Raw genomic sequence first — 25,135 nt, 5'->3', positions numbered from 1 at the left:
CTACCGCCAGCCGTATTCGTACTCCGGCAGCACCGTCCCGTCCGGGAAATGCGCGACACCGCGCCCGACGCGGCTCGCGCCGTGGCGCTCGTAGAAGCGGATCGCGCGGCGGTTCGCGGCCAGCACCTCGAGGCGGACGGGCCGGTCCGGGTGGCGGGCGAGTGCCGCGTGCAGCAGGCGGGTGCCGAGGCCGGTGCCGGTGCGGTCGGGGCGGACGTGCAGTTGTTCCAGGCGGACGACGGCGCCGTCGGGCACCAGGTAGGCGAAGCCGGCCAGGGTGCCGTCGGGGTCTTCGGCGAGCAGCAGGGTGGGGGTGTCGGCGGGCGGGCCGTAGTCCGCGCTCAGCCGCAGTTCCCACAGGACTTGCTGCAAGCTGTCGGCGGCGAGCGCCGCGTCCGGGACGAGTCCGGCGTAGGCGCTGCGGCGGCTGGCGGTGAGCAGGGCGGCGACGGCGGCGGCGTCGGGTGCGCCGCCTTCGCGCAGGGTGGCGGGCATGTCACCAGCCTTCCACACGCCGAGGGTTGAACGCGTTCAGCCGGTGCCCTAGAGTCGTCCCGAACAGTTTTGAACGCGTTCGAAACTGCTCGCCCCGGCCGAGGAGGGGATGGCCGGAGCGGCGAGATGACGCGCCCGGTGCCGGGGGGCACCGGGGCTGCCCGCCGGGCGGCGTTTCGCCCTCCCGGTCCGGAGTTGTCCGGGTCCGGGCTAGGCTCGGTTCCACAGGTGACTGGTCCGCAGGCGACTGGGGCGAAGCGAACGGCAGGCGGGGCGAAGGTGCCAGAGAACGACCGGGAACGGCCCCAGCGGGGCCCTGTGGAACCGGGAAACGCGAGCGACCGGAACGAGCCGGGCACCACTGTGTCCGGCGGTGAACTTCCGGGCGGCCGGGCCCAGCCGAAGACGGACAAGAGCGAGGCCACCCGAGCCCTGATCCTGGAGACCGCGATGCGGCTCTTCCAGGAGCGCGGCTACGAGAAGACCACGATGCGGGCGATCGCCGCCGAGGCGGGTGTCTCGGTCGGCAACGCCTACTACTACTTCTCCGCGAAGGAATTCCTGATCCAGGGGTTCTACGACCGGATGACGTACGACCACGCCGCCGATGCCCGTCGGCGGATGGCCGGCACCAAGGACTTCTCCGAGCGCCTGGAGATCGCCTTGAACTCCTGGCTGGACACGGCCGCCCCGTACCACGAGTTCTCCGCGCAGTTCTTCCGCACGGCCGCCGACCCGACCAGCTCGCTCAGCCCGTTCTCGAACGAGTCGCACCCGGCCCGGGCCACCGCGGTGGAGCTGTTCCGCGACGTCCTGCAGGGCTCCGAGCTGGCCCCCAAGCTGGACGCCGAGCTGGTCGAACTCCTGCCCGACGTCCTGTGGTTGCACCTGATGGTCGTCGTCCTCTACTGGGTCTTCGACCGCACCGAGGACACCGAGCGCACCCGCGAGTTCGTCCGGCGGTCCACCCCCATGGCGGCCCGGTTGATCAACCTGTCGCGCTATCGGATATTCCGACCGATTGTCCGGGACGCCAAGGGGCTCATTCAGGACTTCATCCTGCCCACCATAGGAAAGACCGCCGTCAAGCCACCCACCGCCTGAGGCTCCGTCAGAAGCTGTCGGGGTTCCAGGGGGTGCGGGCGGGGCGGAGCAGGGTGTCGGCCAACGTGGCGGCCCCGGGGGTGAGTTCGGAGACCACGGCGGCCGCGGCCAGGCGGGTGGCGGTGTCGGCGCCCAGGTAGAGGGTGCCGAGCGCGCCGACGCCGAGAACGAGGTCCGCCGCGTCCTCGGTGGGGACGATCCGGCCGGTGCCGTCGGCGGCCGTCTCCAGCGCCCAGCGGCCGGCCGTCCAGCCCTCGGGGTCGGTGACGTCCAGCACCAGGCGGCCGGGGGCGGTGTACTGGCGGGCGGCGAACGCGGCGGGCAGGTCGAGCAGGCGCAGCCAGGTGAAGTCGGAGTCCTCCTCGTGCGGGACGGCGGCGCGCGGGTCGTTCAGCAGCAGCGGCAGCGGGTCGTCGGGCCGCAGGCCGTCAACGATCACGTGGCGCACCCAGTCGACCGAGAACGCGAACTCCCAGAGCGCGTTGGCGGTCTGCTGGTCGAGCGCCAGGAAGTCCCGGACGTTCAGCGGGCAGTTGGGGTAGGCGCCGTCGAACTTCTCGTCCACGGTGTAATTGATCAGGCCGGTAACGGTGCCGTCGGCCGTGCGGTGGAGGGCGGTGAAGCCCTCCTTCCAGTCGAAACCGGGCAGCTCGATGTCACCGGTGCGCAGCCGCCACCAGTGCTCCGGGCGGCCGATCGCACCGGGCTGGGTGAGCCGCCAGCGCTCGTAGAACTCGGGGCCGAGCTTGCGGACCTCCTCCAGCGTGACGAAGTCGATCCGGTGCCCCTCATGCACGGGCAGCCCGGCCCGCAGGCCTCCGGCCCGCAGCACGTCCACCCGCCAGCCGGTGGCGTAGGTGGCCGGGCCGAAGCCGAAGCGGCCGTAGATGTTGTACTCGGCGGCGATCAGGATCGCCGCGGACAGGCCGCGCTCGCGGGCGGCGGCCAGGTCGTAGCGCATCATGCCGCTGAGCAGCCCGCGCCGGCGGTGGGTGGAGTTGACGGTGACGGCGGTGATCGCGTCCACCGTCAGCCGGGCCCCGCCGGGGACGGTCAGTTCGGTGTCGAAGCTGCGGAAGGTGGCCACGCAGCGCGGCCCGTCCGGCGTCGGGTCGGTGTGGTCGAACGCGCCCTGCATCCGCCCCGGCTCGAACAGCACCTCCCGCCACTCCTTCGCCGGGGCGACGTGCGGCCGCAGGAAGCCGCGGGCGATCGCCCGGTCCCACACGGCGAGTTCGTCACGGGTGATCGGCCGGATCTCGACGCCCTGGTCGGCGCGGTGCTGCTGCGTGTCGTTGCCCATCCGGCCACGGTATGACGGGCCCCGAACCGCGTCATCCGGTTTTCCGACCGGTCGCCGACGGCGCGTCAGAACCTGTCCGTGACAGCCGGAACTGGGAACTGGAGGCCGGCCTCACCCGCGCCAGCAACGCGCTCAAGAGGCAGTACGCGCCGGTCAATTGGCTCTGGGCGGACGAGGCGGCCCCCGTGCATCACCTCTGAGCGCGGCGGCTTCAGTCGATGGCGGCGAGTCGCTCGGCGAGGTTCGCCGTGGTGGTCTCGACCCAGTTCATCGTCCTGGCGGTGTGGTAGCCGAGTGCGTGATTGATGCCGATCATGTGGGTGTTGGTGGTCGCGGTGGTGGTGCAGACGATGTCCAGGTCCGGTCGCTCGTCGGCGAGTCGACGCGCCATGGCGGCCTTCATCGCCGCGCCGAGCCGGTGGCCGCGGTGCGCGGCCAGCACGGAAGTGTCGTGGATGTAGCCGATCTCGCGGCGGTGCGGGTAGTTGTGGACGACGTGGACTCCGGCGACCTGGTCCGTGGTGTCGTCGATGGCGATGACGACCCGCTGCTCCGCACCGGCGTCCGCCAGTTCGCGGTCGGTCTCGCGGATCCGGGCCGGGGTCCAGCGGGTCGCCCGGTAGCTCGATTCGCCGGTCGGGGCGTCCTCGATGGCCTGCCGCGCCACGGCGTAGGAGTCGATGAGCGGCTCGGGGGTCGTTCCCGTCCATTGGGCCAGGCGGTAGCCGGTCGGGACGGGCACCTCCCACAGCTGCGCGGGGGTCGTGGCGAGGCGCAGGACCTGCATCACCATGCTGTGTGTCACCTCGAACCCGAGGCCGGCCGCCCACGGGGCCCCGGCGGAGTCGGGCTTCATGGGCTGTCCGAGGACGGTGGCCCGCCGGGATTCCAGCACCGCGGGCATCGCGGCCCGGAGCAGTGCGGTGCCGACGCCGCGGCGCCGCAGTGCGGGGTGCACGTGGACCTCGACCTGGGCGATCCCGGTGTTCGAGGACTCGGGCAGCGAGACCCGGACCGAACCGGCCAGGCGCCCGTCCAGGTCGCCGGCCCAGAAGCGGCACGGTCCGTCCTCGACCGGCGGTGTGCGCAGGCGGCCGATCGCGGCCGCGTACGTCAGCGGCGGATCCTCGGGGAAGTCCACTGCCACGGCTGCGGCCCGCATCGCGTGGTAGTCGGCCAGCTGCTGCTCAGTGGCGTGGTTCGGATCGAGCGCCTGTATGTCGAGAGTCACCGGATCTCCGTGTCGGCTGTGGAAGGGCTTCAGTGTGCGCCGTTCCCACCGGGGACGGGGGGTGTTCGGATTCATCCGCCCCGCCCTGCCAGCATGCCGACGGGCCGTCAGGGACGGGCGTAGAAGTCGGGGCGTCCCATGATCCAGAGGCTGGCCTGCTTGATGGCGGTGCCGGGGCGAGGGGCTTCGATCATCTGGTCGTCGCCGAGGTAGATGGCGACGTGGTAGATGTCGGCGGCGCGGCCGGTCTTGGTCCAGAAGATCAGGTCGCCGGGGCGGAGCCGGTCGTAGGTGACGGGGGTGGATTCGGCGTACTGGTCGGCGGCGAAGTGGGTGAGGTTCTTGCCGCCCTGGCGCCAGGCCATCATGGTCAGGCCGGAGCAGTCGTAGCCCTGGGGGCCTTCGCCGCCCCAGATGTAGGGCAGGCCGATGACGGAGCGGGCGAAGGCGAGGGCGGACGCGGCGCCCTCGGCGGACCAGGGCTGTTCGCGTTCGGGGGCGGGGTGGAGCCGGCCGGCGCCGGCGTGGTCGGTCTCGGCCTGGCGGGCGGCCTCCTCGGCCTCGCGCTGGGCGATCTCGTCGAGCGCGTCCTGGCGTTGGCGTTCGAGGTCGACGCTGGTGTCGCGGGCGGCGGCGAGTTCGGCGAGCAGGGTGTTCTGGCGTTGGCCGATCTCGGTGACCTGGCGCTGCTGGTCGGCGAGCCGCTGCTGGGCGGCGTCCTTGGCGGTGCGGACGGTGTCGGCGGCGGTGCGGGCGGCGGTCTCGGCGCGGCGGGTGTCGGCGGCGGCGCGGGCGGCGGCCTTCGCGGTGCTGGTGGCGTCGTCGAGGATCTGCCGGGTCTGGGCGCCGGCGACGCCGACCGCGGCGGCCTGGACGGACAGTTCGCTCGGGCCGCGGGAGCCCAGCAAGGCGTCCAGCGCGGCAAGTTGGGGGGAGGCGCCCTGCCGGTACATCTCGGCGGCGAGCCCGGCGGCCCGGTCGGCGGCCCGGGCCCGGGCGGCCTCCGCGATGGCGGCGCGGGCGGCGGCGGCCGTTGCCGCCTGCTGGGCCTTGGCGAGCCGGACGAGGGCGCCGTTGTACGCCTCGACGGCCTGTTCGGCGGCCTGCCCGATCCGGTCGAGTTCGGTGCGGGCGGCGGCGAGCCGGGCTTCGAGGTCGGTGGCGTCGGCGGCCTTGCCGTCGGCCTCGGCCTTGGCCCGGGCGACGTCCTCGGCGGACGGGTACGCCTCGTCGTCGGGGTCGTCGGCGGGCCGGACGGCGGGGACGGGGGCGGCGGGGGCGCTCGCGGCGGGCAGCAGGGTGAGCAGTGTGGCGGTGGCGAGGAGGAGGGCGGGGAGGAGCCTGCGGGGCATGAGGGTCCTTCCTCGGCGCGTTCTGGTGATCGGCCAAAGGAATCGACCGACTGTCCCATCACGTGACAATTCGGTCACGCACCGCCAGATTCTCAGACCTGACGGAGCGTCGACGCCACCGCAATGCGGCCACCCGGGTGAGATGTCCGATTGTCGGAACCGGCGCCTGCGCGAAGGGGGTGGGTCGCCCACGAACCCTACCGGCCGGCGTCCCCGGGGCCCGGTATCCGGTGGTCCGTCAGCGTGCCCGCTGCGGCGGCTTGCCGGTCGCGGTGGTGCGCGGCCGCCCGGCCCGGACGGTGCGGCGGCGGCGCTGGGCGCGGGCCCGGCGGGCCGGGTCGGTGGCCGCGGCAACGGCCCGCCGCCCGCCCGTCGGCCGCGGCTGGTCGCGGTGGGCCAGCGCCTTGGCGGCCATCCGCTCGGCCACCGCGTGCGCCTTGGGGTGCCCGGCCGGCACCTTGTCGGGCGCCCCGGCGATCAGGTCGAACAGCCAGGTGCGCGCCCGGTCCGTACGGGCGTGCAGCCGCCGCTCGCGCCGGTTCGCCCGGGCCATCCGCCGGGGGCGGCCGACGTACCGCCAGCGCGCCCACGGGCTGGACGGGCGGGCCAGCCGGACCGCGCCGATCCAGGACAGGCCGGGCACCATGATGCCCAGCAGCCCCGTCCACACCTTGCCCTTGAGCAGCGCGACCACGCTCATCAGCGCGTTGCCCGCGATCACCGCGACCACCCCCCACCGGGTGCTCTGCCCGGGCACCAGGCCGAGCGGCACGTACCCGGTGAGCAGCAGCGCGGTGAGCAGGATGCCGAGGATCACCGCGTCCACGGACTTGCGGCCCTGTTCGCTCCAGTACACGTCGTCCAGGTGCAGGATCAGCGCGAACTCGTCCAGCACCAGGCCGCAGCCGATGCCGAAGGACAGGCCGAACCAGTCGATCCACGGGTGGCCGCCGCCGGTGGCGAACACGCCGATGCCGCCGAGCAGCAGGAAGCCCAGGCCGAACACCATGTGGTGGATGTGCAGCCCGCCGGGGGTGATGTTGCCGGGCCACCAGCGGACCTGGGCGCGGATCATCCGGGTGCTGAAGCGGATGCACACGAAAGAGGTGATGAACCCGACCAGCAGCAGGAACAGCGGCTGCTTGTGGGCCTCCACGATGTGCTGGTGGTAGCCGTCGAGCAGTGCACTGAGCATCGGGTGGTGCCTTCGGTTCGGTACGGTCGGCCGGGCCGGGTCAGAAGCCGCGGGTGCGCTTCGCGGCCCGGCGCGGGATCAGCAGGTGCGGGGCTTCGCGGTCGCTGGCGCCCGGGTTCTTCAGGAACAGCCGGGCCACCTCGCCACCGAGGTTGACGCCGATGGCCAGCGCCATCGCGAGCGCCACGGCCCGGCTCGCCGACACCAGCCCGTTCGACGGGTGGCCCTGGGCGAACGCCAGCATGCCCAGGTACAGCGCCGAACCGGGCATCAGCGGGCCCATCGCGGCCGTCACGTACGGCAGCGCGGAGGACGCCTCGAAGCGGGCCAGCAGCTGGCCGAACAGGCCGACCAGGCCGGCGGCCAGGCCGGTCGCGACGATCGCCGAGATCCCGGCGTTGTAGACCAGCACGCCGTACGTGGACCAGCCGATGCCGGCGTTCAGCACCACCATCGGCAGCGAGCGCCGGTCGGTCTGCAGCAGCATCGCGAAGGCCAGCGCCAGCACCATCGCGGCGATCAGCTGGACCGGCGGGGAGGCGCTGGTGCCGCCGATCGACTCGTCGGGCCGCAGTTTGGCGTTGTAGTTGACGCCGACGTACAGCACCAGCATCACGCCGATGACGATGCCCGCGACCAGGTACACGACTTCCAGCAGCCGGGCGGCGGCGGTGATGTAGAAACCGGTCAGGCCGTCCTGCACGGCGGCGACCATGGCCCGTCCGGGCAGCAGCGCGAACAGTCCACCGGTGATCACCACCGAGCCGCGCAGGTGCAGCTCGTTGAAGGACAGCAGGATGCCGCAGAGCGCGGCGGGCATCGCGGCGATCACGAACTGGTAGAACTCCGGCAGCCCGCGGCGGGCGATGAACGAGGCCAGCCGGTCGCCGACCACGGCGGCGACGAAGGCCGCCGCGAACACCAGCCAGGCCTTGCCGTCGAGCTTCCCGCCGACCAGGAAGGACGCCGCGCCGGCCAGCAGCCCGGTGGCCAGCGACAGCAGCCACGCCGGGTACGGGTGCCGGTTGCGGCGGATCCCGGCGAGGCGCCGGTAGGCGTCGTTGACGGTGACCTTCTCCGCCGTGATGTCCGCGACCAGCTCGTACACGGCGGCCAGCCGGGTGTAGTCCGAGGTGCGGCGGCGCACCACCCGGTCCGCGGTGACCGGCGGGTCGATCAGCGAAGGCTGGTGGGAGATCGAGATCAGCGTGAAGGTGACCTGCGGTTCGCAGTGGTCGAGCCGGTAGGCGTGCGCGATGCCGAGCATCGCGGCCTCCACGTCCTCGGCGGCCTCGCCGCTGGCCAGCAGCAGCTCGCCGATCCGCAGCGACAGGTCCAGTACCCGGGGCACGTTGCGCTGGGCCTGCGCCCCGGCGGCCGGGTGCAGCTCGCGCGGGGTCCGCTCGAACGCGGGCCGCTCGGCCATGGGGGTGCGCAGCAGGGTACGCATCCGGTCCGGCCAGGGGGCGTCACCGGGCGCGCCCTTGTGCAGCTCGGTCAGGTCCAGCCCGTACGCCGGGGTGTACCCGGCCGCGTTCCACTCCTCGGGCGTGAGGGTGTCCTGCGCGAGCGGGTTCCGCGCCCGGACGGCGGCCTCCGCCGTCTCGGTGTGCCCGAGCAACCCCTCGGTCTGCGCGGGCTCCGGCGCGTGCGGAACGCTGACGGTCCGTTCGATGGGCGGCACATCCGGCCCGAGCAGCCCTTCGGTGGGCGGCGCCTCCTGCGCCGGTGCGCCCTCCGGCTTGCGTTCGGACACGACACTTCCTCCGCCACCCCGGCAGCCGCCCGGTCGGGCTGCCTACTGGCTCCCACCTTGCCCGATCCCCCTCGCCGGTGCGAACAAGGGGTGGCCACTGCCGTCGGACTCACGACAGCGCACTCAGAAACGCGTGGTGTCCAGGACCAGGTCGAACGGCTTCGGCAGGCGGATCGGCGTGCCGAACGGATGCGGGCCGTCCACCACCGCGTAGCCCAGGTCATGCGGCTCGGAGAACAGGGTGCACTCGCGACTCTGCCGGTCGGCGAGCAGGTAGAGCGGCGCCCCGTACTGGGCGTAGCGCTTGCGCTTGGTGACGCGGTCGGTGTCGCCGTTGGACTCGGAGGTGACCTCGACGACCAGCAGGGTCTGATCGGGAGTGAGCGCGCCGGCCCCGACGGCGAGGTCGTCCGGGACGACGGCGATGTCGGCCAGGTACCAGTTCGGGGAACCGGGCAGGTCGAGGTTGCCGGAGCCGCTGACGCAGCCGAGTTCGTCGATCCGGGCGTCGAGCTGCCGGCGGATCCGGGCGACGAGGCGTTCGTGATCCCACATCGGTGACACCAGAACGATCCGCCCCTCGATGACCTCGGCCCACCGGTGGTCGATGAGCTGCACCGCGTACTTCAGTGCCGCCTCGTGGTCCACGTCGCCGTACGCGATCGGCTGTGCGCTCATGCCCGGCTCCCTCTCGATCCACGCGCGGTGTCCGCCCCGATGCCTGCACGTCTCACGGTACCCGGCTCCGACGGCCCGCGGCCCGGAGATGACCGGACCGCGGGCCGTCGGCGGGAGGGCCTACAGGTCGTAGTCGTCGACGATCGTGCGGTGGCGTTCGAGGTCGGCGCCGGCGGCTTCGGCTAGGGCGGGCCAGGCGAGGGGGTGGGGCCAGGAGGCGGTGAGGTCGGTGAGGAGGATGTCGGCTTCCTTGGCGGAGGCGGTGGGCGGGACGCCGAGGGCGGCGTAGATGCCGGGGAGGGTTTCGCCGTCGTGGTGCGGGTCGGTGATGCGGTACTGGTCGCCGCTGTAGGCCCAGACCGCGTAGCCGGCTTCCTGGAGGGCGCCGCGCAGGGCGTACCAGGTGTCGTCGTCGGGGCGGGCGCCGTCGATCCAGTAGGTGGTGTAGCCGGCCGGGTCGAGCAGGGTGAGGTATTCGAAGACCGGGTGCCAGTCGTCCTCCTCGCCGGGTTCGGGGCGGTCGTTGAGAACGGCGGGGGAGAACACCACGACGTCGCCGTGGTTGAGGTCGTGGTCGTCGCCGAGGACCGGCAGCACCCGGGCGGTGGCGGGGCCGGTGCGCAGGGCGGGCAGGTCGACGGTGGTGCCGCCCAGGCGGGGGGCGCGGAGTTCGATCAGCTGCCACTCCTCGTCGATCGGGCCGCTGTCGGTGTCGAACTCGATGCCGAGGCGGGCGCCGGCGGCGCGGACGGCCGGCCAGTCGCGGTTGGCGGTGGCGGCGGTGGCGAGGTGCCAGAGGTCGGGGGGCTGAACGGTGCGGTGTTCCTCGTCCTCGCCGGCCTCGGCGGGGTCGAGGGCGTGCTCCAGCAGCTCCTCGTAGAGCCGCTGGGCCTCGGCGTGGTCGCCGCGGCGGGTGGCGGCGGAGGCGGCCAGCCGGCGGGTGTTGAGGGCGTCCGGTTCGTGCACGAGGACGGCGGCGCACTGCTCGCCGACCTCCGCCCAGCGGCCCTGGGCGGCGGCCCAGCGGGCGCGCAGCCAGTGCGCGTCGGCGGGGTCGGCGGACAGCCGGTCGGCGAGCCGGTCGATGCCGTCGCCGTCCTCGGCGTCGATCAGCAGCTGGCCGAGCATGCCGGTGAGGTAGTCGCTGTCGGGGTCGAGTTCGAGCTGGGCCCAGAGCAGTTCGGTGACGGCGCGGGCGTGGCCGAGGGCCCCGAGCGCGCCGGCCAGGTTGAGCACCAGGACGGTGTCGGGTGCGTCGTCGCCGGCGAGGGCGGCGGCCAGCAGGTCGGCGCCGGTCTCCGGCTCGGGGCGGTGCTCGGCCAGCCACTGCGGCAACTCGTCGGCAGGAACGGGCAGTTCGGGGTGGGGCAGGGCTTCGGCGGCGGCCCGCAGAGCGGCCACCTGCTCGGCGACGCCGTCGGTGCGGCGCAACCGGCCGAGCTTGCGGGTGCCGGTGCGGGCCAGCGTGAGGGCGACCTCGCGGGCGCCGCGGGCGAGGGCGAGCCGGCCGGCCGTCAGCACCAGGTCGAGGCAGGGGCGGTGGGAGCCGGCGGCGTCGAGTTCGCCGGCCCAGCCGGCCAGCCGGGCGCCGAGGGCGGCGTCGTTGGGGAACTCGCCCGCGGCGGTGAGCAGTTCGACGGCGGCGGTCCAGCGGTGCCGGATGTCGGGGTAGCGGTCGGCCTCTTCGGCGTCGGGCAGCAGTTCGAGGGCGGTCGCGGTGCGGCCGAGGGCGGCGTGCTGGAGGGCGCGGCCGACGGCGAGCTTGCGGCGGTCGTCGTCGTCGAGGCGGTTCCCGGCGGCGACGTAGGCGTGTTCGGCGGTGTCGTAGGCGTCCAGGGCGTCCTGGTGCCGGCCGAGGCGGTGCAGGGCGGATACCCGGCTGTGCGCGAAGGACAGCGAGACGTTCTCGCCGGCGGCCTGGATCCGGGTCTGCGCGCGGTCGAGGTAGCCGAGGGCGTCGGCGGGGCGGCCGTCGTCCTCCAGGGTGTCGGCGTATTCGCGGGAGAGGCAGTCGAAGCAGGCCCGGGCGGGTTCGACCCGTTCCAGGGTCTCCTCGAGCACCGCGAGCCGCTCGGGCACGTAGCCGGGGCCGTCGATGTTGGCGTGGCAGATGGTGAAGTCCTGGACGGCGCACACCGATTGCGGGCAGGAGGCGGTCTCCTCGCGGTGCGCGAACTCCAGCAGCGACACCGCCTCGGACATCGCGGCCTCGCCCTGGTAGCGCTTGTTGAGCAGGTTCTGCAGCCGCCAGTGCCGCAGGAAGACCTCCACCCAGGGCAGGCCGAGGGCCCGGGCCGAGGCGAGCGCCTCGGGGTACATCGCGTCGAGCTGCTCGTTGCGGCCCTCGACGGCGTGGCCGGCGATCTCGGCGAGCGCGTCGGCGAGCCGGTGCTGGCCGGATTCGGCGAGCTGGCGGTGGGTGTCGTGCACCCAGGACCAGATGTCGGTGGTCATCGTTCCTCGTCCCCCTGCGGAGTGTCTGCGGAGATGGTGTCGGGCACCGCCGACAGGCCGTCGGCGGGGACGTCGGCGGTGAGCGCGGCGACCGCCGTGGAGATGCCGCCGAGGGCGGCGGTCAGGTCGCCGCCCGAGCCGCCCGAGCCGCCCGTCGAGCCGGAGGCCGCCGCCATGATCACCTTCAGCGAGCGCAGCAGCGCGGCGGCGGTGGCCGCCCCGGTGTGTCCGGCGCGGTAGGCGGCCAGCAGGTCGTGCACGGCGGGCGAGGCCAGGTTGAGGTAGAGCCGGGCCTTGACGGTGCCGTCGGTGCGCGCGGTGAACGCCCGGGCGAGGCGCAGCGCGGCGGACGGGATGCGGGCGTCCGCCTGGTCGTCCTCGATCCGGGCCTTGAGTTCGGCCTCGCGGTCGGGCACCAGCACCAGTGGCAGCCCGGGCGGGTCGAAGCGGGCCGGGACGAGCTGTTCGCCGTCGTCGGTGAGTGCGGCGCTCAGCCAGGCGTGCTGTTCGGCGGGCAGCGGCAGGTCGGGGGCGCGGAACAGTTCGCGGTTGCCGCTCTCGCTGCCGAGTTCGACGATCCGGCAGTCCCGCAGCTGCGCGTAGCGGCGCAGGAACGGCAGGACGGCGTACCGGTCGCCGCGGGCGATCGGTACCTGCATCGCGCGGTACAGCATCTCCTCGAAGCCGCCGCCGCTGCCGAGGGCTACGTGCACGGCGCCGGAGCCGGCGGCGCGCAGGGCGCCGGCGGTGAGTTCGCCCTGCGAGGTGGGGACGGGGACGTCGTCGGCGAGCAGGGTGAACAGCCGGTCGTCGCAGAGGGCGGCGCCGAGCAGTTCCTGGCCGTGCCGGGCGAGGATCCGCCGCCAGGCGGCGGGGTGCAGCCGGGCGGTCTCGTACAGGCCGTCGACGATGGCGTCGGTGAGGGCCTGCTGGAGGGCCCGGTAGTGCTCGTCGCGCTGGAGGTCCTCGCGGCTGGCGGTGGGGGTGAGCCGGCTGGACTCGACCACGCCGCCGATGAAGCCGGCCCAGCTGGGCAGCAGGTCGCGGGCGTCGTCGGCGAGCAGCATGCCGCGCAGGTAGACCGCGAGGTCGCGGTTGTCGCTGGAGCCGTAGGTGCCGCCGTCCTGGACCCAGAGCAGGCCGACGGCGTCGGTGCGGTCGTCGGCGGGCTGGACGGGGAACGCGGTCAGCGGTTCGAAGCTGCGGGCGAAGGCGGTGGCGAAGCGCATCCGGTGCAGGTAGGGCGAGCCTGGCAGGTCCTGCCGCCACGGCACCGCGACGTTGTTGACGGCCTCGTCGTCGTCGCCGACGAACACGTCGATGGGCAGCAGCACGCAGTACCGGGCGAGGACTTCGCGCAGCGCCTCCTGGTCGGCGAGGTGGGCGTGCTCGGGCTTGAGCCGCAGGGTCACCACGGTGCCGGCCGCGGGGCGGGGTGCGGCGGGCTCGACGCTGTACTGCTCGCCGCCGCGGCTGCGGTAGGTGTGCGCGGCGTGCGGTTCGCGGTGCGAGGCGGTGGTGACGGTCACTTCCTCGGCGACCGAGAACGCCGACAGGAAGCCCAGTCCGAAAGCGCCGATGAGTTCCTGGTTGCCCGTCAGGTCGCGCAGCATCCGGGTGTAGCCGGTGCCGACGGTGGCCAGGTAGGCGTGGATCTCCGGTTCGGTGAGCCCGGCCCCGTTGTCCTCGATCGCCACCGTCCGGGCCGCCGGGTCGCCGGTGACCCGGATCAGTGGCCGGTAGGTGCTCTCCGGGTCCTCCAGCCTGCGCCGGGTGTGCGAGTCGTGGGCGTTCTGCACCAGTTCGCGCAGCGCCACCAGTGGTGTCGAGTAGAGGTGCGTGGCGAGCACGCCGACCAGGCCACCGAGGTCGACCTCCGTGGTGCGGAGATTCTCGGAGTTCTCGGACGCGGGGAATTCGACGCCACTTCCGTCGGCGCCGGAAACGGGGGGAAGGCCATCAGACATGAGGCCCCAGTGTGCCAGTACGACAATCAGGCGACCACTGTTTTCGGATTTCCTCGATTTCTGTCGATACTCGGTCAACTCCCGGCCACCACACGGGTGATCACCCCGGATCCCGCCAACCGGCCGAAATCACAAGCCATTTACGGGCGCCGGGGAAACGTGCGGCCGCCCCCGGTACGACTTTCGCACCAGTTTGCAGAGAGACCACCACGGCCCCGAATTTCAGCTCTGGCGGCGGGTCCGCGCATAGGCCACCGGCGGGTTGCCTTCGCCGTGGTCGCGCTTGACCACCTCGAACTGGCCGTTCGCCTCCAGCAGCGGCATCAGCTTGGGGAACCCGTAGGTGCGCGGGTCGAAGTCCGGCTTGCGCTTGCGGATCTGGTTGCCGACCTCACCGAGGTGCGCCCAGCCGTCGTCCCCGGACGCCGACTCCAGCACGCTGTGCAGCAGGGCGGCCATCGCCCCGTCCAACTGCCCGGGCTCGATCGGCTCGGCCAGCGCGACGGCATGCGCGATCGGGGTCAGGTTCTCGGCGTAGATGAACTTGTCGCAGGCGGCGACGAAGGCCCGGGGCGTCTTGCGCTCCCCGAACCCGTACACCGTCAGCCCGGACTCGCGGATCCGGGAGGCCAGCCTGGTGAAGTCGCTGTCGCTGGAGACCAGGCAGAAGCCGTCGAACCGGCCGGTGTACAGCAGGTCCATCGCGTCGATCACCATCGCGGCGTCGGTCGCGTTCTTGCCGGTGGTGTACGCGAACTGCTGCATCGGCTGGATCGAGTGCTCCAGCAGCTGCGCCTTCCAGCCCTTCAGCGCGGTGCCGGTCCAGTCCCCGTAGGCCCGCTTGACGTGCGCCGTCCCGTACTTGGCGACCTCCGCCAGCAGGTGCTCGACGATCGACGCCTGGGCGTTGTCGGCGTCGATCAGCACCGCCAGCTTCGCGGTGTTCTCGTTGTTCATGCGGCTCCCGTCGCGATCGGCCGAGGCACGCGTGCCCCGGAGCCCATCCCAGCAGACCCTTCCGACGCCTGCGCCCGGAGGTCCGTCGACGGTTCGGCTGACCTCGGCCGATGCGCCGTCCAACGGGCGTCCGCCGACCCTGGACACCGCAAGCTACCGGCGATTAACTTGGCTGCGCCGACCAACCAGCCGGGCACCAGCCGGCCGGCCGCCGAAGGGAGCGCACCGTGCGCCGCACCGTGTACAACGAGGACCACGAGGCGTTCCGGGAGACCATCCGGGACTTCATCGCGAACGAGGTCGTCCCGGTCTACGAGAGCTGGGAGGAGGCCGGCCACCCGCCGCGCGACTTCTACCGCAAGCTGGGCGAGCTCGGCGTCTACGGCATCGAGGTCCCGGAGGAGTACGGCGGCGCCGGCGAGACCGGCTTCAAGTACCAGGCGGTGATCTACGAGGAGACCGCCCGCGCGGGCGTCACCTTCGGCTCCTCCGGCGTGCACACCGGCCTGGTGCTGCCGTACCTGATGGAGTACGCGTCCGAGGAGCAGAAGCAGCGCTGGCTGCCGGGCTTCGTCTCGGGCGACATCATGACCGCGATCGCGATGACCGAGCCGGGCGCGGGCTCCGACCTGGCGGGCATCGCCACCACCGCGAAGCTGTCCGCCGACGGCACCCACTATGTGCTCAACGGCGCCAAGACCTTCATCACCGGCGGCGTGCTGGCCGACCTGGTCCTGGTGGTCTGCCGCACCGCGCCGTACGACCCGGCGGACCGCCGCGCGGGCCTGTCCATCCTGTGCGTGGACACCACCTCCGAGGGTTACTCGGTCGGCCGCAAGCTGCAGAAGATCGGCCTGCGCACCTCGGACACCGCCGAACTGGCCTTCACCGACGTCAAGGTCCCGGTGGAGAACCTGCTCGGCGAGGAGGGCAAGGCGTTCTCCTACCTGACCCACAACCTGGTGCAGGAGCGCCTGGCGATCGCGGTCGGCGCGTACGCCTCGGCCGCCGCCGCGGTGCAGTTCGCGGTGAAGTACGTCAAGGAGCGCAAGGTGTTCGGCAAGGCCGTCGCCGAGTTCCAGAACACCAAGTTCTCGCTGGCCGACTGCCAGGCCCAGGTGCTCGCCCAGCAGGCCATGGTCGACCAGGCGCTGGAGCTGTACCAGAACGGCGAGCTGACGGTCGCGGACGCCGCCGCGGCCAAGCTGTTCTGCACCGAGTCGGCCTCCGAGGTGATCGACAAGTGCCTCCAGCTGCACGGCGGTTACGGCTACATCCTGGAGTACCCGATCGCCCGCCTCTACACCGACAACCGGGTGTTCCGGATCTACGGCGGCACCAGCGAGGTCATGCGCACCATCATCGCGAAGTCGCTCGGCCTGTAGTCAGGACGTGACGGAGGCGGGCACCCGGCCGGGTGCCCGCCTCCGTCACGTCCTCGGTCAGTTCGCACCGGCGCGCCAGGCCTCCAGTCCGGCCGCCGACGCGGCCTTCGCCTGGTGCAGGGTGCGCTGCGCGAGCGCGGCCGGATGGGTCTCCAGCTGCTGGATCCAGCCCCGGCCCGCGTTCGCCAGGGTCACGCAGACCAGGACCGTACCGGTCAGTCCTACGAGGGCGCCGATTCCCGTGAGGGCCACGCCGACAGTGAGCATGCCGCGGTTCACCTGAAAACCGTCGATGAATTTCTGATTGGTCGCCATAGCACCACCATCGGGCCGCCTCCCGGGCCCCGCACGCCGAACGGGCCCCGCGTTGCCCCCTGCGCGTGGCTCAGCGCGCGCCGCCCGCCAACCCTGCCTAGGGTCGGCCCCGGGGGCCGAAGGAGGAGAACGCGATGACCGAGCAGCCGGCCCGGATCGACCTGAACGCGCTGGCCGAGGAGCACGCCGCCAAGGCCGCCACCAGCCCGCACGGCCGCAGCGCCCACCTGCTGCTGCACGACGGCGTCCTGCGGCAGACGGTGATCGCGCTGCGCGCCGGGGCCTCGCTGGACGAGCACAACGCCCCGGTCGCCGCCAGCCTCCAGGTGCTGCGCGGCCGGGTCGCGCTGACCGTGGCCGGCCGGCAGCAGGACGCGTCGGCGGGCGAGCTGCACTCCGTCCCGCAGGAGCGGCACGGCCTGCTCGCCCACACCGACGCGGTGGTGCTGCTCACCGCCGTCACCGCCTGACGCCACCTCAGGACCGGCCGAGCACCTCGCCGGACACCAGCGCCATCGCCCGCAGGTAGTCCTCGCCGCCGGGCACCCCGTCCGGGTCGATCAGCCAGTGCGCGGCCTGGCCGAGCAGCAGCGACTGGTAGAAGACGCCCTTGGCGAGTTCGTCCGGGGTGTCCTCGTGCTCGGCCTTCCCCTGGAACAGCGCGGCCAGGCCGAGCCGGCCCAGCTTCTGCGCCTCGGCCAGCTGCTCGCGCAGCTTCGGCAGGTTCTCCAGCTGTCCGAGGATCTCGAACTGCACCGTCCACAGGCCCCGGTGGGTGGCGAAGCTGTCCCGCATCGCGTCCCAGGAGCGGACGAACCGCTCTTTCGGGTCGGCGATGTCCGCCGAGGAGGCCAGTGCGGAGCCGATGGCGCTGCCCCACTCCCCCATCGCCTCCACCAGCGCCTGGATCAGCAGCGCGTCCTTGGAGCCGTAGTGGTAGCCGATCGCGGCGAGGCTGACGCCCGCCCCGGTGGCGATGTCCCGGGCGGTGGTGCGCCCGTAGCCCTTCTCGTACAGGCAGTACTTGGCGCTGGCCAGCAGGTCCTCGCGATTTCCCATGCGCCGATGCTACGGCAGTCCAAGACGGTTGTCTTGCTCGAACGTCTGGCACATTCGATTTAGACGCTTGTACTAGACAGCCGTGCAAGACGTCCGTACAGTCCTCGGCATGACCTCCGACCACGGCCGCGCCGGCCGACGCGAATGGCTGGGCCTCGCCCTCCTCCTGCTGCCGACCCTCGTCCTCGCCATGGACATGGGCGTGCTGTTCTTCGCCGCCCCGTTCATCGCCACCGACCTGCGGCCCAGCGGCACCCAGCAGCTGTGGATCATGGACATGTACTCGTTCCTGCTGGCCGGGCTGCTGATCCCGATGGGCGCCCTCGGCGACCGGATCGGCCGGCGCAAACTGCTGATCGGCGGCACCGCCGCCTTCGCCGCCGCCTCACTGGTGGCCGCCTGGGCGGACGGGGCGAACCAGCTGATCGCCGCCCGGGCCCTGCTGGGCATCGCCGGAGCGGTCTTCGGGCCCTCCACCCTGGCCCTGGTGCGCAACATGTTCCCGGACGCCAAGCAGCGGCAGGCCGCGATCGGCGCCTGGAGCGGCGTGATGATGGCCGGCGCCACCCTCGGGCCGGTGGTCGGCGGGCTGCTGCTGGAGCACTACTGGTGGGGCTCGGCCTTCCTGATCGCCGTCCCCGTGATGCTGCTGGTGATGGCCGCCGCGCCGTTCCTGCTCCCCGAGTACCGCGCCCCGCAGGAGGGCCGCTTCGACCTGCTCGGCGCCGCCCTGTCCATCGGCACGGTGCTGCCGGTCGTCTACGGCATCAAGACCCTCGCGGTGGACGGCTGGAGCCCGCTCCCGGTGCTCGCCCTCGTCGCCGGCCTGCTGATCGGCGCCGGCCTCGCCGTGCGGCTGCGCACCGCCGCGAACCCGCTGCTCGACGTCTCGCTGTTCCGGATCCGCACCTACAGCGGGGCGATCACCGTCAACACCATCGCGATGTTCGCCATGATGGGCTTCTGCCTCTTCACCTCCCAGTACCTGCAGCTGGTCAAGGGCTACGGCCCGCTCGCCGCCTCGCTGTGGGCGCTGCTGCCCAGCGTCGGGGTCGGCGCGGCGGTCGGCGGCTTCGGCGCCCTGGCCGGCAAGGTGCGGCCCGCGATCCTGCTCACCAGCGGCTTCCTGGCCAGCGCCGCCGGCTTCGCCGCGATGGCCTTCGTCGTCCCCGGCTCCTCGCTGGCCCTGCCGCTGGTCGCCGCCGGGATCATCGCCGCCGGCGCGGTCGGCACCGTCAGCATCACCGGGGAAATGGTGCTCTCCGCCGCCCCCGCCGAACGGGCCGGCGCCGCCGGGGCCACCTCCGAGACCGCCCAGGAACTCGGCAGCTCGCTCGGCATCGCGGTGCTCGGCGCAGCCGGCGCCGCGATCTACCGGGCCCGGATGGACGGCTCCGCCCCCGACGCCGCCCGCGACACCCTCGGCGGGGCCGTCACCACCGCCGCCCGGCTGCCCGCCGACGCCGCCGACCGACTTCTCGCCACCGCCCGCGACGCCTTCACCGCCGGAATGCACGTCGCCGCGGTGGTCGGAGTCCTGGTGATGCTCGGCGCCGCCCTCGCCGCCCACCTGCTGATGCGCCACCTGCGCCCCGTCGGGCAGCCCGCCGCGAAGAACTCCCAGGTGGTACAGACCACATGACCCGTATCACCTGCATTTCGGCCGCTGTTTGCCAGCGGGTGTATACGTTCGCCGATAACGCCAGGCATACTGGCCGAGTCGGGCGTTCCGTCCGGCCCAGACGTCACAGCGAGAACTTCCACGAAAGGACCGGTGGTCAGGGATGTTCCGTAACGGTCTTGAGCCCTGGCACATCGCCATCATGGTGGTGGTGCTGGTCCTGCTGTTCGGCTCGAAGAAGCTGCCCGAGATGGCCCGCGGCCTCGGCAAGTCGATGCGCATCCTGAAGGCCGAGACCAAGGCCCTGCGCGAGGACGACGCCCCCGCCGCCGAGGCGCAGAACGGCACCGCCGCCTCGCAGGCCGAAGCGCCCCGCCAGGCCGTCGAGCCGACCGTCGTCACCAAGGCCACCGAGACGCCCAAGTCGACCACGGCCTGACACCCGCCGGCCCCCCGGGCCGACGTCGCAAGGTCTTCCGGAACCCCCGCACCGCCCCTCGGCGGTCCGGGGGTTCCGGCATGTCGGCGCACTCCGAGTGGCTGGCTGAATTGTTCCGGTATCTCCTGGTATTCACCTGACGGCGGATCACCTGGGAGCACTGATGACGGCCGAGTCCCCGGACGAGAGCGAAGTCGCCGCCCTGCGCGCCAGGGTCGCCTCCCTGGAGTCGCAGGAGAAGCCCCGCCGGCACCGGGTCCGGTCGTTCTTCGCCGTCGTACTGATCGTGCTGGCCGCGCTGCTCACCCCATTGGCGGTGGTCGCCTCCTGGAGCCGGGCGCAGGTCACCGACACCAACCGCTTCGTGTCCACGCTGGCCCCGCTGTCGTCCGACCCGGCCGTACAGGGCGCGGTCGCCAACCGGGCGACGAACGCGATCATGGAGCAGCTGCCGATCTCCGACCTGCTGAACGAGGTGGCGCCCCCCGACCGGCCGGCCCTGAACGCCGCACTCGGCAGGATCGGGCCGGCACTGACCGACGGGCTGACCGGGTTCGTCCACGACCAGGTGCTGAACGTCGTCCAGTCGGACGCGTTCGCCGGCATCTGGGAGAACATCCTGCGCAACGCGCACGCCACGTTCACCAAGGTGCTGACCGGGCAGGGTGGCGGCGCCGTACAGGTCAAGGGCGACACCGTCACCCTCGACCTGGCGCCGGTGATCACCCAGGTCAAGGACCGGCTGGTGGCGAACGGGGTGGGGCTGGCGGCGAAGATCCCCGAGGTGCACACCGACTTCGTCCTGGTGCAGTCGGACGCCGTGAAGAAGGCCCAGACCGGGCTGCGGCTGCTCGACGTGGCCGGGCTCTGGGTGCCGGTGCTGGCGGTGCTGTGCGCCGTCGGCGGCATCCTGCTGGCGGTGCACCACCGCCGGGCCACCGTCGGGGCGGCGCTCGGCATGGCCTTCGCGGCGGTGCTGCTCGGCATCGGACTGACCGTGTTCCGGGCGCTGTACCTCGACAAGCTGCCCGCCGACGTCGACCAGGCCGCCGCGATGGCGGTCTACGACACCATGGTCCGCTACCTGCGGGCCGCCGTCCGGATGCTGCTGGCGCTGGGCATCGTGATCGCGCTCGCGGCCTGGCTGACCGGCTCCGGCCGACGGGCCGGCTGGGTGCGGCAGCTGTGGCAGGCCGGCCTGGGCGCCGTCCGGCGGGCCGCCGAGGGCATCGGGATGCGGCTCGGCCCGGTCGGCCGGTTCGTGCACCGGCGGAAGGCCTGGCTGGGCTGGGGCGCCGTCCTGGTGGCCGCGATCGTGCTGCTCACCTGGGGCTATCCGACGGCGGTGGTGGTGCTCTGGATCGCGGTGGTGCTGCTGGCCGTGCTGGCGGTGCTGGAGTTCCTCGACACGCCCCCCGAAGAGCCTGTGGCGCCGTCGGACGGAACCGGTGGCGGCGACGGGAAGGCCGGGCCGGCATGAAAGAGCTGGCCCGGACGTACCTCGCCCTGCTGGGCGGGCCGGTACTGCTGCTGACGGCCTTCTTCACGATCCCGCTGGACTGGTTCGGGCCGCACCACCCACTGCTCAGCTGGGTGACCTTCATCGTCCTGCTCGCACTGGTCGGGGTGGGCCTGCTGCGCGAGGCCCGGCGGCAGTTCCTGGGCCTGTCGGGGCGGCACGTCCCGGTGATCCTGACGCTGCTGTCCGGGGCGCTGGTGGTGTTCTCCGCGGCGTACCTGGGGATGTCCAAGCAGCCGGGTGAGCTGGTGGGCCTGACCACCAAGGTCGACGCGCTGTACTTCACGGTGATCACCATGGCGACCGTCGGCTACGGCGACATCCACCCGTCCGGACAGGTGGCCCGGGTCGTGGTGATGATCCAAGTGCTGTACACCGTGGTGTTCCTGACGACGGGTGTGGCGGCGCTGTCCCGCCAGGTGCGGACCCGGGCCATCAGCCGGGCCCGCGGCGGCCAGTAGGACTACTGCTCGTCCGCCTTCGCCTGGGTGTGCACGGCGGAGATCAGCGCGTTCAGGCGGTTGTTCCAGCCGTTCAGCGTGGCGTTGTCGACGGCCTTGCGCTTCGCGAGGTCGCGCAGCACCCGCTGGGCGTCCTTGAGGGTGCTCTCGGCGTCGTCGGCGCGGTGGTCGCCCACGGCCTGGGCGGCCTGGTCGAGGAGGTTCGTCAGGGTGTCCTGGCGGTCGCGTTCGTGGGCGAAGGCGGCCTGGGCGATGTCGGCGCGCAGCTGGGCGATCTGGGCGGCCACGGTGGGCTTGGCACTGGTGGACGGCTTGGCGCTCGCGGACGGCTTGGCCGAGGCGCTCGTGGACGGGGAGGCCACGGGGGCGCTGCTGTTCGCGGCGGGCGGCGAAGCGGAAGTGGCGGGCTGGGCCGCCGGGGTGGAGTCGCCGCCGCTGAGCGAGAACGCGGCGATGCCGGCCACGCAGGCGAACACGGCGGCGCCGACGCCCGCGTACACCAGCGGGTTGCGGCCGCGCCGGGGCGGCGGCGGCTCCTCCTCCCGGCGGGCGGATATCGGCATCGGCATCGGCATCGGCGGGAGCACCGAGGTGCGGTGCTGCTCGGTCCACGGCCGGTGCTGCGGGGGCGGCGGCACGGTCGCGGGGACGGGCGGCAGCACCTGGGTGGCGGCGCCGAGCAGTTCGGCGGTGCGGTCGGTGGGGGCGGCCGGGACGGCGGCGAGCAGCTCGGCGGCGGCCGCGTTCGCGTCGGCGGGGCGTTCGGCGGCGTGCTTGGCGAGCAGCCGCAGGATCGCGGCGTCCAGCGCGGGCGACACGTCGGGGCGGACGGCGGTGACCGGCACCGGGTACTCGGTGACGTGCTTGAAGGCGATCGCGACGGGGGTGTCGGCGGTGAACGGCGGTGCGCCGGTGAGCATTTCGAACAGCACGCAGCCGACGGCGTACAGGTCGGCACGGGCGTCGACCTCACCGGCGGTGGCCTGCTCCGGGGAGAGGTAGGCGGCGGTGCCCACCACCGAGGCGGCCTGGGTGAGCTGCTGGCCGGAGGAGGAGCCGGCCCGGGCGATGCCGAAGTCCACCACCTTCACCCCGCCGTCGTGGGTGATCATGATGTTGCCGGGCTTGATGTCGCGGTGCACCAGGCCCTGGGCGTGCGCGGCGGCCAGCCCGTCCAGCACGGCGGCGGCGATGCCGACGGCGCGCTCCACCGGCAGGGTGCCCAGGTCGGCGATCAGCTTGCCCAGGGTGTCGCCGTGCACCAGCTCCATCACCAGGTACGGGGAGCCCTGGTCGAGGCCGGAGTCGAAGACCGTGACGATCCGCGGGTGCGACAGCAGCGCGGCCAGCCGGGCCTCGCGGGCGAACCGCTCGGCGAACCGGGGGTCGTCGGCGAGCCCGCCGTTGAGCACCTTCACCGCGACCGGGCGGCCCAACTGGTGGTCCAGGGCCCGGTAGACGGTGGCCATCCCGCCGACGCCGAGTATCTCGCCGAGCTCGTAGCGCCCGTTCAGCGCGCGTCCGATCATCGGATACTCCCCTCACCTCGGTCGGGCTCCCGTGAACCATAGCGGGCACCCGCCCGCGTCGTGCCGCGGGCGCTGTACCGGTCCGGCTACGGGCGCTGGACCAGCAGGGCGGCGATCAGGGCGGCCAGCGCGGCGGTGAGCAGGGCGCGGGCGGTCCGCGGCGAGCCGTGCACGGCCAGCCGGGCCGCGCGCTCGGCGCGGGGCGAGGTACGCGGGAAGCTCATCGCCAGCTCGCCTGGCGATGCGTCAGGTCGGTCACCGGGGACTCCAGAGGTTTCGGGCGGGACGCCGGGGTGAGCCCCGGACGGACGGTGGACCCGGGGGAGTTCAGCCGTCCGTCCGGAGCGGTTCCGGACGGCCGCGGACCCGGGGGAGTCCATGGGCCGACCGGAGGGGTTTCCGGACGGGCGGGGCCCGGGGGAGCCATCTCGCCCGTCCGGAGTTCGGTCCGGGCGGCCGGCGGACACAGGGGAATCCGCCGGCCGTCCGGAGTCGGTGTCAGTCCTGGTCGTCGCCCCCGCCCCTGGACTGCTGGTTGCCGCCGTGACCGGGCCGCCCCGACACGGCGGCCGACGCGGACGCGGACGGGCCGGCCGACGGACGGCCGCGGCCGTTCTGCCCGTTGCCGTTCTGCCCGTTCTGCCCGTTGCCGGTCTGGCCGGTCTGGTCGCTGTCGTTCCGGTCGCCGCCGTGGGCGGCGAGCTGCGCGCAGTACCCGGTCACCTTCTCCGCGGCGCCGGCCGCGCGCAGCAGCTCGGCCAGCGCCGGGTCGGCGGCGGCCTCCTTCGGCTTGGCGCCGGACGAGACCCGCGTCGTGAAGCCCCGGCACAGGGTGGCCAGGTCGGGCGCCTGCCCGGGGTCGGCGGACGCCGGGCCGGACGGCCGGTCGGACGCGCCGCCCGAGCGGGTGGCGGCGTTGGACGGCTTGGCGGTGCGGCTCGGGGTGCCGGTCGGCGATCCGTCCGGCGCGTTCGGGGACGACGCGGGCGCGGCGGCGGCCGGCGGGGCCGGGGCGGGACCGCCCAGGACCTCGGGCAGCCGGCCCGTCCCGGCGGCGACGGCGACTCCGCCGACGGCGGTCACGCCCAGCGCGACGGCCATGGCCTTCGCGCTGAGGGCCCGCGCGAGCGCGGTGTCCGCCATCTTTCGTCTCCGGTGCTGACTGGGGGCCGGCTGGCGACGAGCCTGCCGGAACGCGGCCATGGCCCCCTCTTCGCCGGGCAGCGGACCGTCGTCCGCCGTCCCGGTCGCCGCGGCGGCGGCGAGCAGTGCGGCGAGCTCGGGCCGTCCTGGCGCGGGCTGCTGCCCGGCGGAGGGGTCCTGACCGGCCTCCGGGTCGACCGTCGCGCCGCGGAGCAGCTGCTCCGCGGCGGCGCGATCGATCCGGCGGGATCGGTTGGTGCTCATCTCATATCCCTCAGCGTCGGCACCTGCGCCGGTGTCACACCCTGCGCGGAGATTTTTTTCCCGGCCCCCCGACGGGGCAGCCCGGCGACCGCTCCCCCGGTCTGGTCAAGCGTCTTGGCGAGCCGCCGCAGCCCCCGGTGCGCGGCCATCCGGACGCTGCCGGCCCGTTTGCCCAGCACCTTCGCGGCGCTCTCCGCGTCCAGCCCGAGCACCACCCGCAGCAGCACCGCCTCGGCCTGGTCGGGCGGCAGCGAGGCGATCAGCGCGAGCGCGTCGGAGGTGGCGACGGTGGTCATCGCCTGGCCCGCGGTGTCCTCGACGGCGGCCAGTTCGGCCAGGTACTCCACCGGCAGGTCGGCGACCGGCCGGCGGCGCACCCGGCGCAGGTGGTCCATGGCGCGGTTGCGGGCGATGGTCGCGGCCCAGCCGCGGAAGCCGTCCGCGTCGCCCCGGAAACCCGGCAGGTCACGGGCGATCTGCAGCCACGCCTCGGAGGCGATGTCCTCGGCGTCCTCGGCCTTGCCGCCGACCAGGACCCGCAGGTAGCGCAGCAGCCCGGGCTGGACGGCCCGGAACAGGACCCGGAACGCCTCCTCGTCGCCGTGCTGGGCGGCCAGGACGGCGGCGGCGAGATCCGCCCGCCGGCTGGCCGGGCGGTCCGGCGCGTCCGGACGGCCGCGCCGGTCGCCGTCGCCCGCCCCGTGGTGTTCAGCACTGTGCACCCGCCACATGATGCGCCATCCGGGTGCCCGGCCCAGCCGCGGGGCGTGGCACGGGCGGTGACGGAGCGGTGGCTGCCCGGTGTGGGGCCGGGTGCCGCCGGGTGTGCGCGCGGCGCAGGCCGGCGGCACGTCAGCTTCGGGACCAAGGACCCGGCCCGGGCTGACCTTCGTCCCGCCGGCTGCTGT

23 protein-coding genes are annotated in these 25,135 nt (G+C 73.3%); 7 read left to right on the top strand and 16 right to left on the bottom strand.

What is annotated here, in order from left to right; genetic code table 11:
• Positions 1 to 495, bottom strand: a complete 495-nt coding sequence (locus ACFYST_RS08610; RefSeq protein WP_387860952.1) for a GNAT family N-acetyltransferase — start codon at positions 493 to 495, stop codon at positions 1 to 3.
• 318 nt (positions 496 to 813) lie between these two features.
• On the opposite strand from ACFYST_RS08610, the gene ACFYST_RS08605 reads away from it, so the two are divergent.
• Positions 814 to 1,599, top strand: a complete 786-nt coding sequence (locus ACFYST_RS08605; RefSeq protein WP_387860951.1) for a TetR family transcriptional regulator — start codon at positions 814 to 816, stop codon at positions 1,597 to 1,599.
• Positions 1,600 to 1,606: 7 nt separating this feature from the next.
• On the opposite strand, the gene ACFYST_RS08600 is transcribed toward ACFYST_RS08605, so the two are convergent.
• From ACFYST_RS08600 to ACFYST_RS08560, 9 genes are all read right to left on the bottom strand, one after another.
• A complete protein-coding gene (locus ACFYST_RS08600) occupies positions 1,607 to 2,902 on the bottom strand; it encodes a GNAT family N-acetyltransferase (protein WP_387860949.1) in 1,296 nt (431 codons plus the stop codon).
• Between the two features lie 211 nt (positions 2,903 to 3,113).
• Positions 3,114 to 4,133 (bottom strand): GNAT family N-acetyltransferase, encoded by a 1,020-nt coding sequence (locus tag ACFYST_RS08595; protein WP_387860947.1) that lies wholly within the window; start codon positions 4,131 to 4,133, stop codon positions 3,114 to 3,116.
• A gap of 107 nt (positions 4,134 to 4,240) precedes the next feature.
• Positions 4,241 to 5,485 (bottom strand): C40 family peptidase, encoded by a 1,245-nt coding sequence (locus ACFYST_RS08590; RefSeq protein WP_387860945.1) that lies wholly within the window; start codon positions 5,483 to 5,485, stop codon positions 4,241 to 4,243.
• A 238-nt stretch (positions 5,486 to 5,723) separates the two neighbouring features.
• Complete coding sequence (locus tag ACFYST_RS08585) at positions 5,724 to 6,680, bottom strand: hypothetical protein (RefSeq protein WP_387643898.1); 957 nt, start codon at positions 6,678 to 6,680, stop codon at positions 5,724 to 5,726.
• A 40-nt stretch (positions 6,681 to 6,720) separates the two neighbouring features.
• Positions 6,721 to 8,436, bottom strand: coding sequence for a threonine/serine exporter ThrE family protein (locus ACFYST_RS08580; RefSeq protein ID WP_387643896.1), 1,716 nt, complete (start codon positions 8,434 to 8,436; stop codon positions 6,721 to 6,723).
• Between the two features lie 123 nt (positions 8,437 to 8,559).
• Entirely contained in the window at positions 8,560 to 9,114 is a 555-nt protein-coding gene (locus tag ACFYST_RS08575) for a Uma2 family endonuclease (RefSeq protein WP_387860943.1), read from the bottom strand.
• A gap of 120 nt (positions 9,115 to 9,234) precedes the next feature.
• Positions 9,235 to 11,568, bottom strand: coding sequence for a tetratricopeptide repeat protein (locus ACFYST_RS08570; RefSeq protein ID WP_387860941.1), 2,334 nt, complete (start codon positions 11,566 to 11,568; stop codon positions 9,235 to 9,237).
• The gene (locus tag ACFYST_RS08565) at positions 11,565 to 13,535 is read right to left on the bottom strand and encodes an ATP-binding protein (protein ID WP_387643890.1); all 1,971 of its coding nucleotides are present in this window, start codon (positions 13,533 to 13,535) and stop codon (positions 11,565 to 11,567) included. The genes ACFYST_RS08570 and ACFYST_RS08565 overlap by 4 nt, the downstream gene beginning before the upstream one ends.
• Before the next feature lie 222 nt (positions 13,536 to 13,757).
• Positions 13,758 to 14,492 carry an NYN domain-containing protein gene (locus ACFYST_RS08560; protein ID WP_387643887.1) on the bottom strand — a complete coding sequence of 245 codons (735 nt, stop codon included), beginning with the start codon at positions 14,490 to 14,492 and terminating at the stop codon, positions 13,758 to 13,760.
• A gap of 227 nt (positions 14,493 to 14,719) precedes the next feature.
• On the opposite strand from ACFYST_RS08560, the gene ACFYST_RS08555 reads away from it, so the two are divergent.
• Positions 14,720 to 15,877 carry an acyl-CoA dehydrogenase family protein gene (locus tag ACFYST_RS08555; RefSeq protein ID WP_387643885.1) on the top strand — a complete coding sequence of 386 codons (1,158 nt, stop codon included), beginning with the start codon at positions 14,720 to 14,722 and terminating at the stop codon, positions 15,875 to 15,877.
• A 57-nt stretch (positions 15,878 to 15,934) separates the two neighbouring features.
• On the opposite strand, the gene ACFYST_RS08550 is transcribed toward ACFYST_RS08555, so the two are convergent.
• The gene (locus ACFYST_RS08550; protein ID WP_387638915.1) at positions 15,935 to 16,192 is read right to left on the bottom strand and encodes a hypothetical protein; all 258 of its coding nucleotides are present in this window, start codon (positions 16,190 to 16,192) and stop codon (positions 15,935 to 15,937) included.
• A 134-nt stretch (positions 16,193 to 16,326) separates the two neighbouring features.
• Between ACFYST_RS08550 and ACFYST_RS08545 the strand changes: the two genes are divergently transcribed.
• Positions 16,327 to 16,662 carry a cupin gene (locus ACFYST_RS08545; protein WP_387638917.1) on the top strand — a complete coding sequence of 112 codons (336 nt, stop codon included), beginning with the start codon at positions 16,327 to 16,329 and terminating at the stop codon, positions 16,660 to 16,662.
• 7 nt (positions 16,663 to 16,669) lie between these two features.
• On the opposite strand, the gene ACFYST_RS08540 is transcribed toward ACFYST_RS08545, so the two are convergent.
• On the bottom strand, positions 16,670 to 17,251 hold the full coding sequence (locus ACFYST_RS08540; RefSeq protein ID WP_387860939.1) for a TetR/AcrR family transcriptional regulator: 582 nt from the start codon (positions 17,249 to 17,251) through the stop codon (positions 16,670 to 16,672).
• 109 nt (positions 17,252 to 17,360) lie between these two features.
• Here ACFYST_RS08540 and ACFYST_RS08535 point away from each other — a divergent pair, with 109 nt between their 5' ends.
• The 4 genes from ACFYST_RS08535 (at position 17,361) to ACFYST_RS08520 (ending at position 21,291) form a co-directional block, all read left to right on the top strand.
• Positions 17,361 to 18,893: an MFS transporter gene (locus ACFYST_RS08535; RefSeq protein WP_387860937.1), complete on the top strand. Its 1,533-nt coding sequence runs from the start codon at positions 17,361 to 17,363 to the stop codon at positions 18,891 to 18,893.
• 142 nt (positions 18,894 to 19,035) lie between these two features.
• Positions 19,036 to 19,311, top strand: coding sequence for a Sec-independent protein translocase subunit TatA (gene tatA, locus ACFYST_RS08530; RefSeq protein WP_387860935.1), 276 nt, complete (start codon positions 19,036 to 19,038; stop codon positions 19,309 to 19,311).
• Between the two features lie 163 nt (positions 19,312 to 19,474).
• Positions 19,475 to 20,791, top strand: coding sequence for a hypothetical protein (locus ACFYST_RS08525; RefSeq protein WP_387860933.1), 1,317 nt, complete (start codon positions 19,475 to 19,477; stop codon positions 20,789 to 20,791).
• Complete coding sequence (locus tag ACFYST_RS08520; protein ID WP_387860931.1) at positions 20,788 to 21,291, top strand: potassium channel family protein; 504 nt, start codon at positions 20,788 to 20,790, stop codon at positions 21,289 to 21,291. The genes ACFYST_RS08525 and ACFYST_RS08520 overlap by 4 nt, the downstream gene beginning before the upstream one ends.
• 2 nt (positions 21,292 to 21,293) lie before the next feature.
• Here the strand turns inward: ACFYST_RS08520 and ACFYST_RS08515 are convergent, their stop codons facing one another.
• From ACFYST_RS08515 to ACFYST_RS08500, 4 genes are all read right to left on the bottom strand, one after another.
• Positions 21,294 to 22,820, bottom strand: a complete 1,527-nt coding sequence (locus ACFYST_RS08515) for a protein kinase (RefSeq protein WP_387860929.1) — start codon at positions 22,818 to 22,820, stop codon at positions 21,294 to 21,296.
• Between the two features lie 86 nt (positions 22,821 to 22,906).
• Positions 22,907 to 23,044 (bottom strand): hypothetical protein, encoded by a 138-nt coding sequence (locus ACFYST_RS08510; RefSeq protein ID WP_387638937.1) that lies wholly within the window; start codon positions 23,042 to 23,044, stop codon positions 22,907 to 22,909.
• 274 nt (positions 23,045 to 23,318) lie between these two features.
• Positions 23,319 to 24,227, bottom strand: a complete 909-nt coding sequence (locus tag ACFYST_RS08505) for a hypothetical protein (protein ID WP_387860928.1) — start codon at positions 24,225 to 24,227, stop codon at positions 23,319 to 23,321.
• Positions 24,224 to 24,958, bottom strand: a complete 735-nt coding sequence (locus tag ACFYST_RS08500) for an RNA polymerase sigma factor (RefSeq protein ID WP_387860927.1) — start codon at positions 24,956 to 24,958, stop codon at positions 24,224 to 24,226. The genes ACFYST_RS08505 and ACFYST_RS08500 overlap by 4 nt, the downstream gene beginning before the upstream one ends.
• Positions 24,959 to 25,135 lie beyond the last annotated feature (177 nt).

It is taken from the genome of Kitasatospora sp. NPDC004614 (assembly GCF_042873675.1).
In the GTDB taxonomy this organism is placed as follows: Bacteria; Actinomycetota; Actinomycetes; order Streptomycetales; family Streptomycetaceae; genus Kitasatospora.
This window is presented reverse-complemented; position numbering and strand designations above follow the sequence as displayed.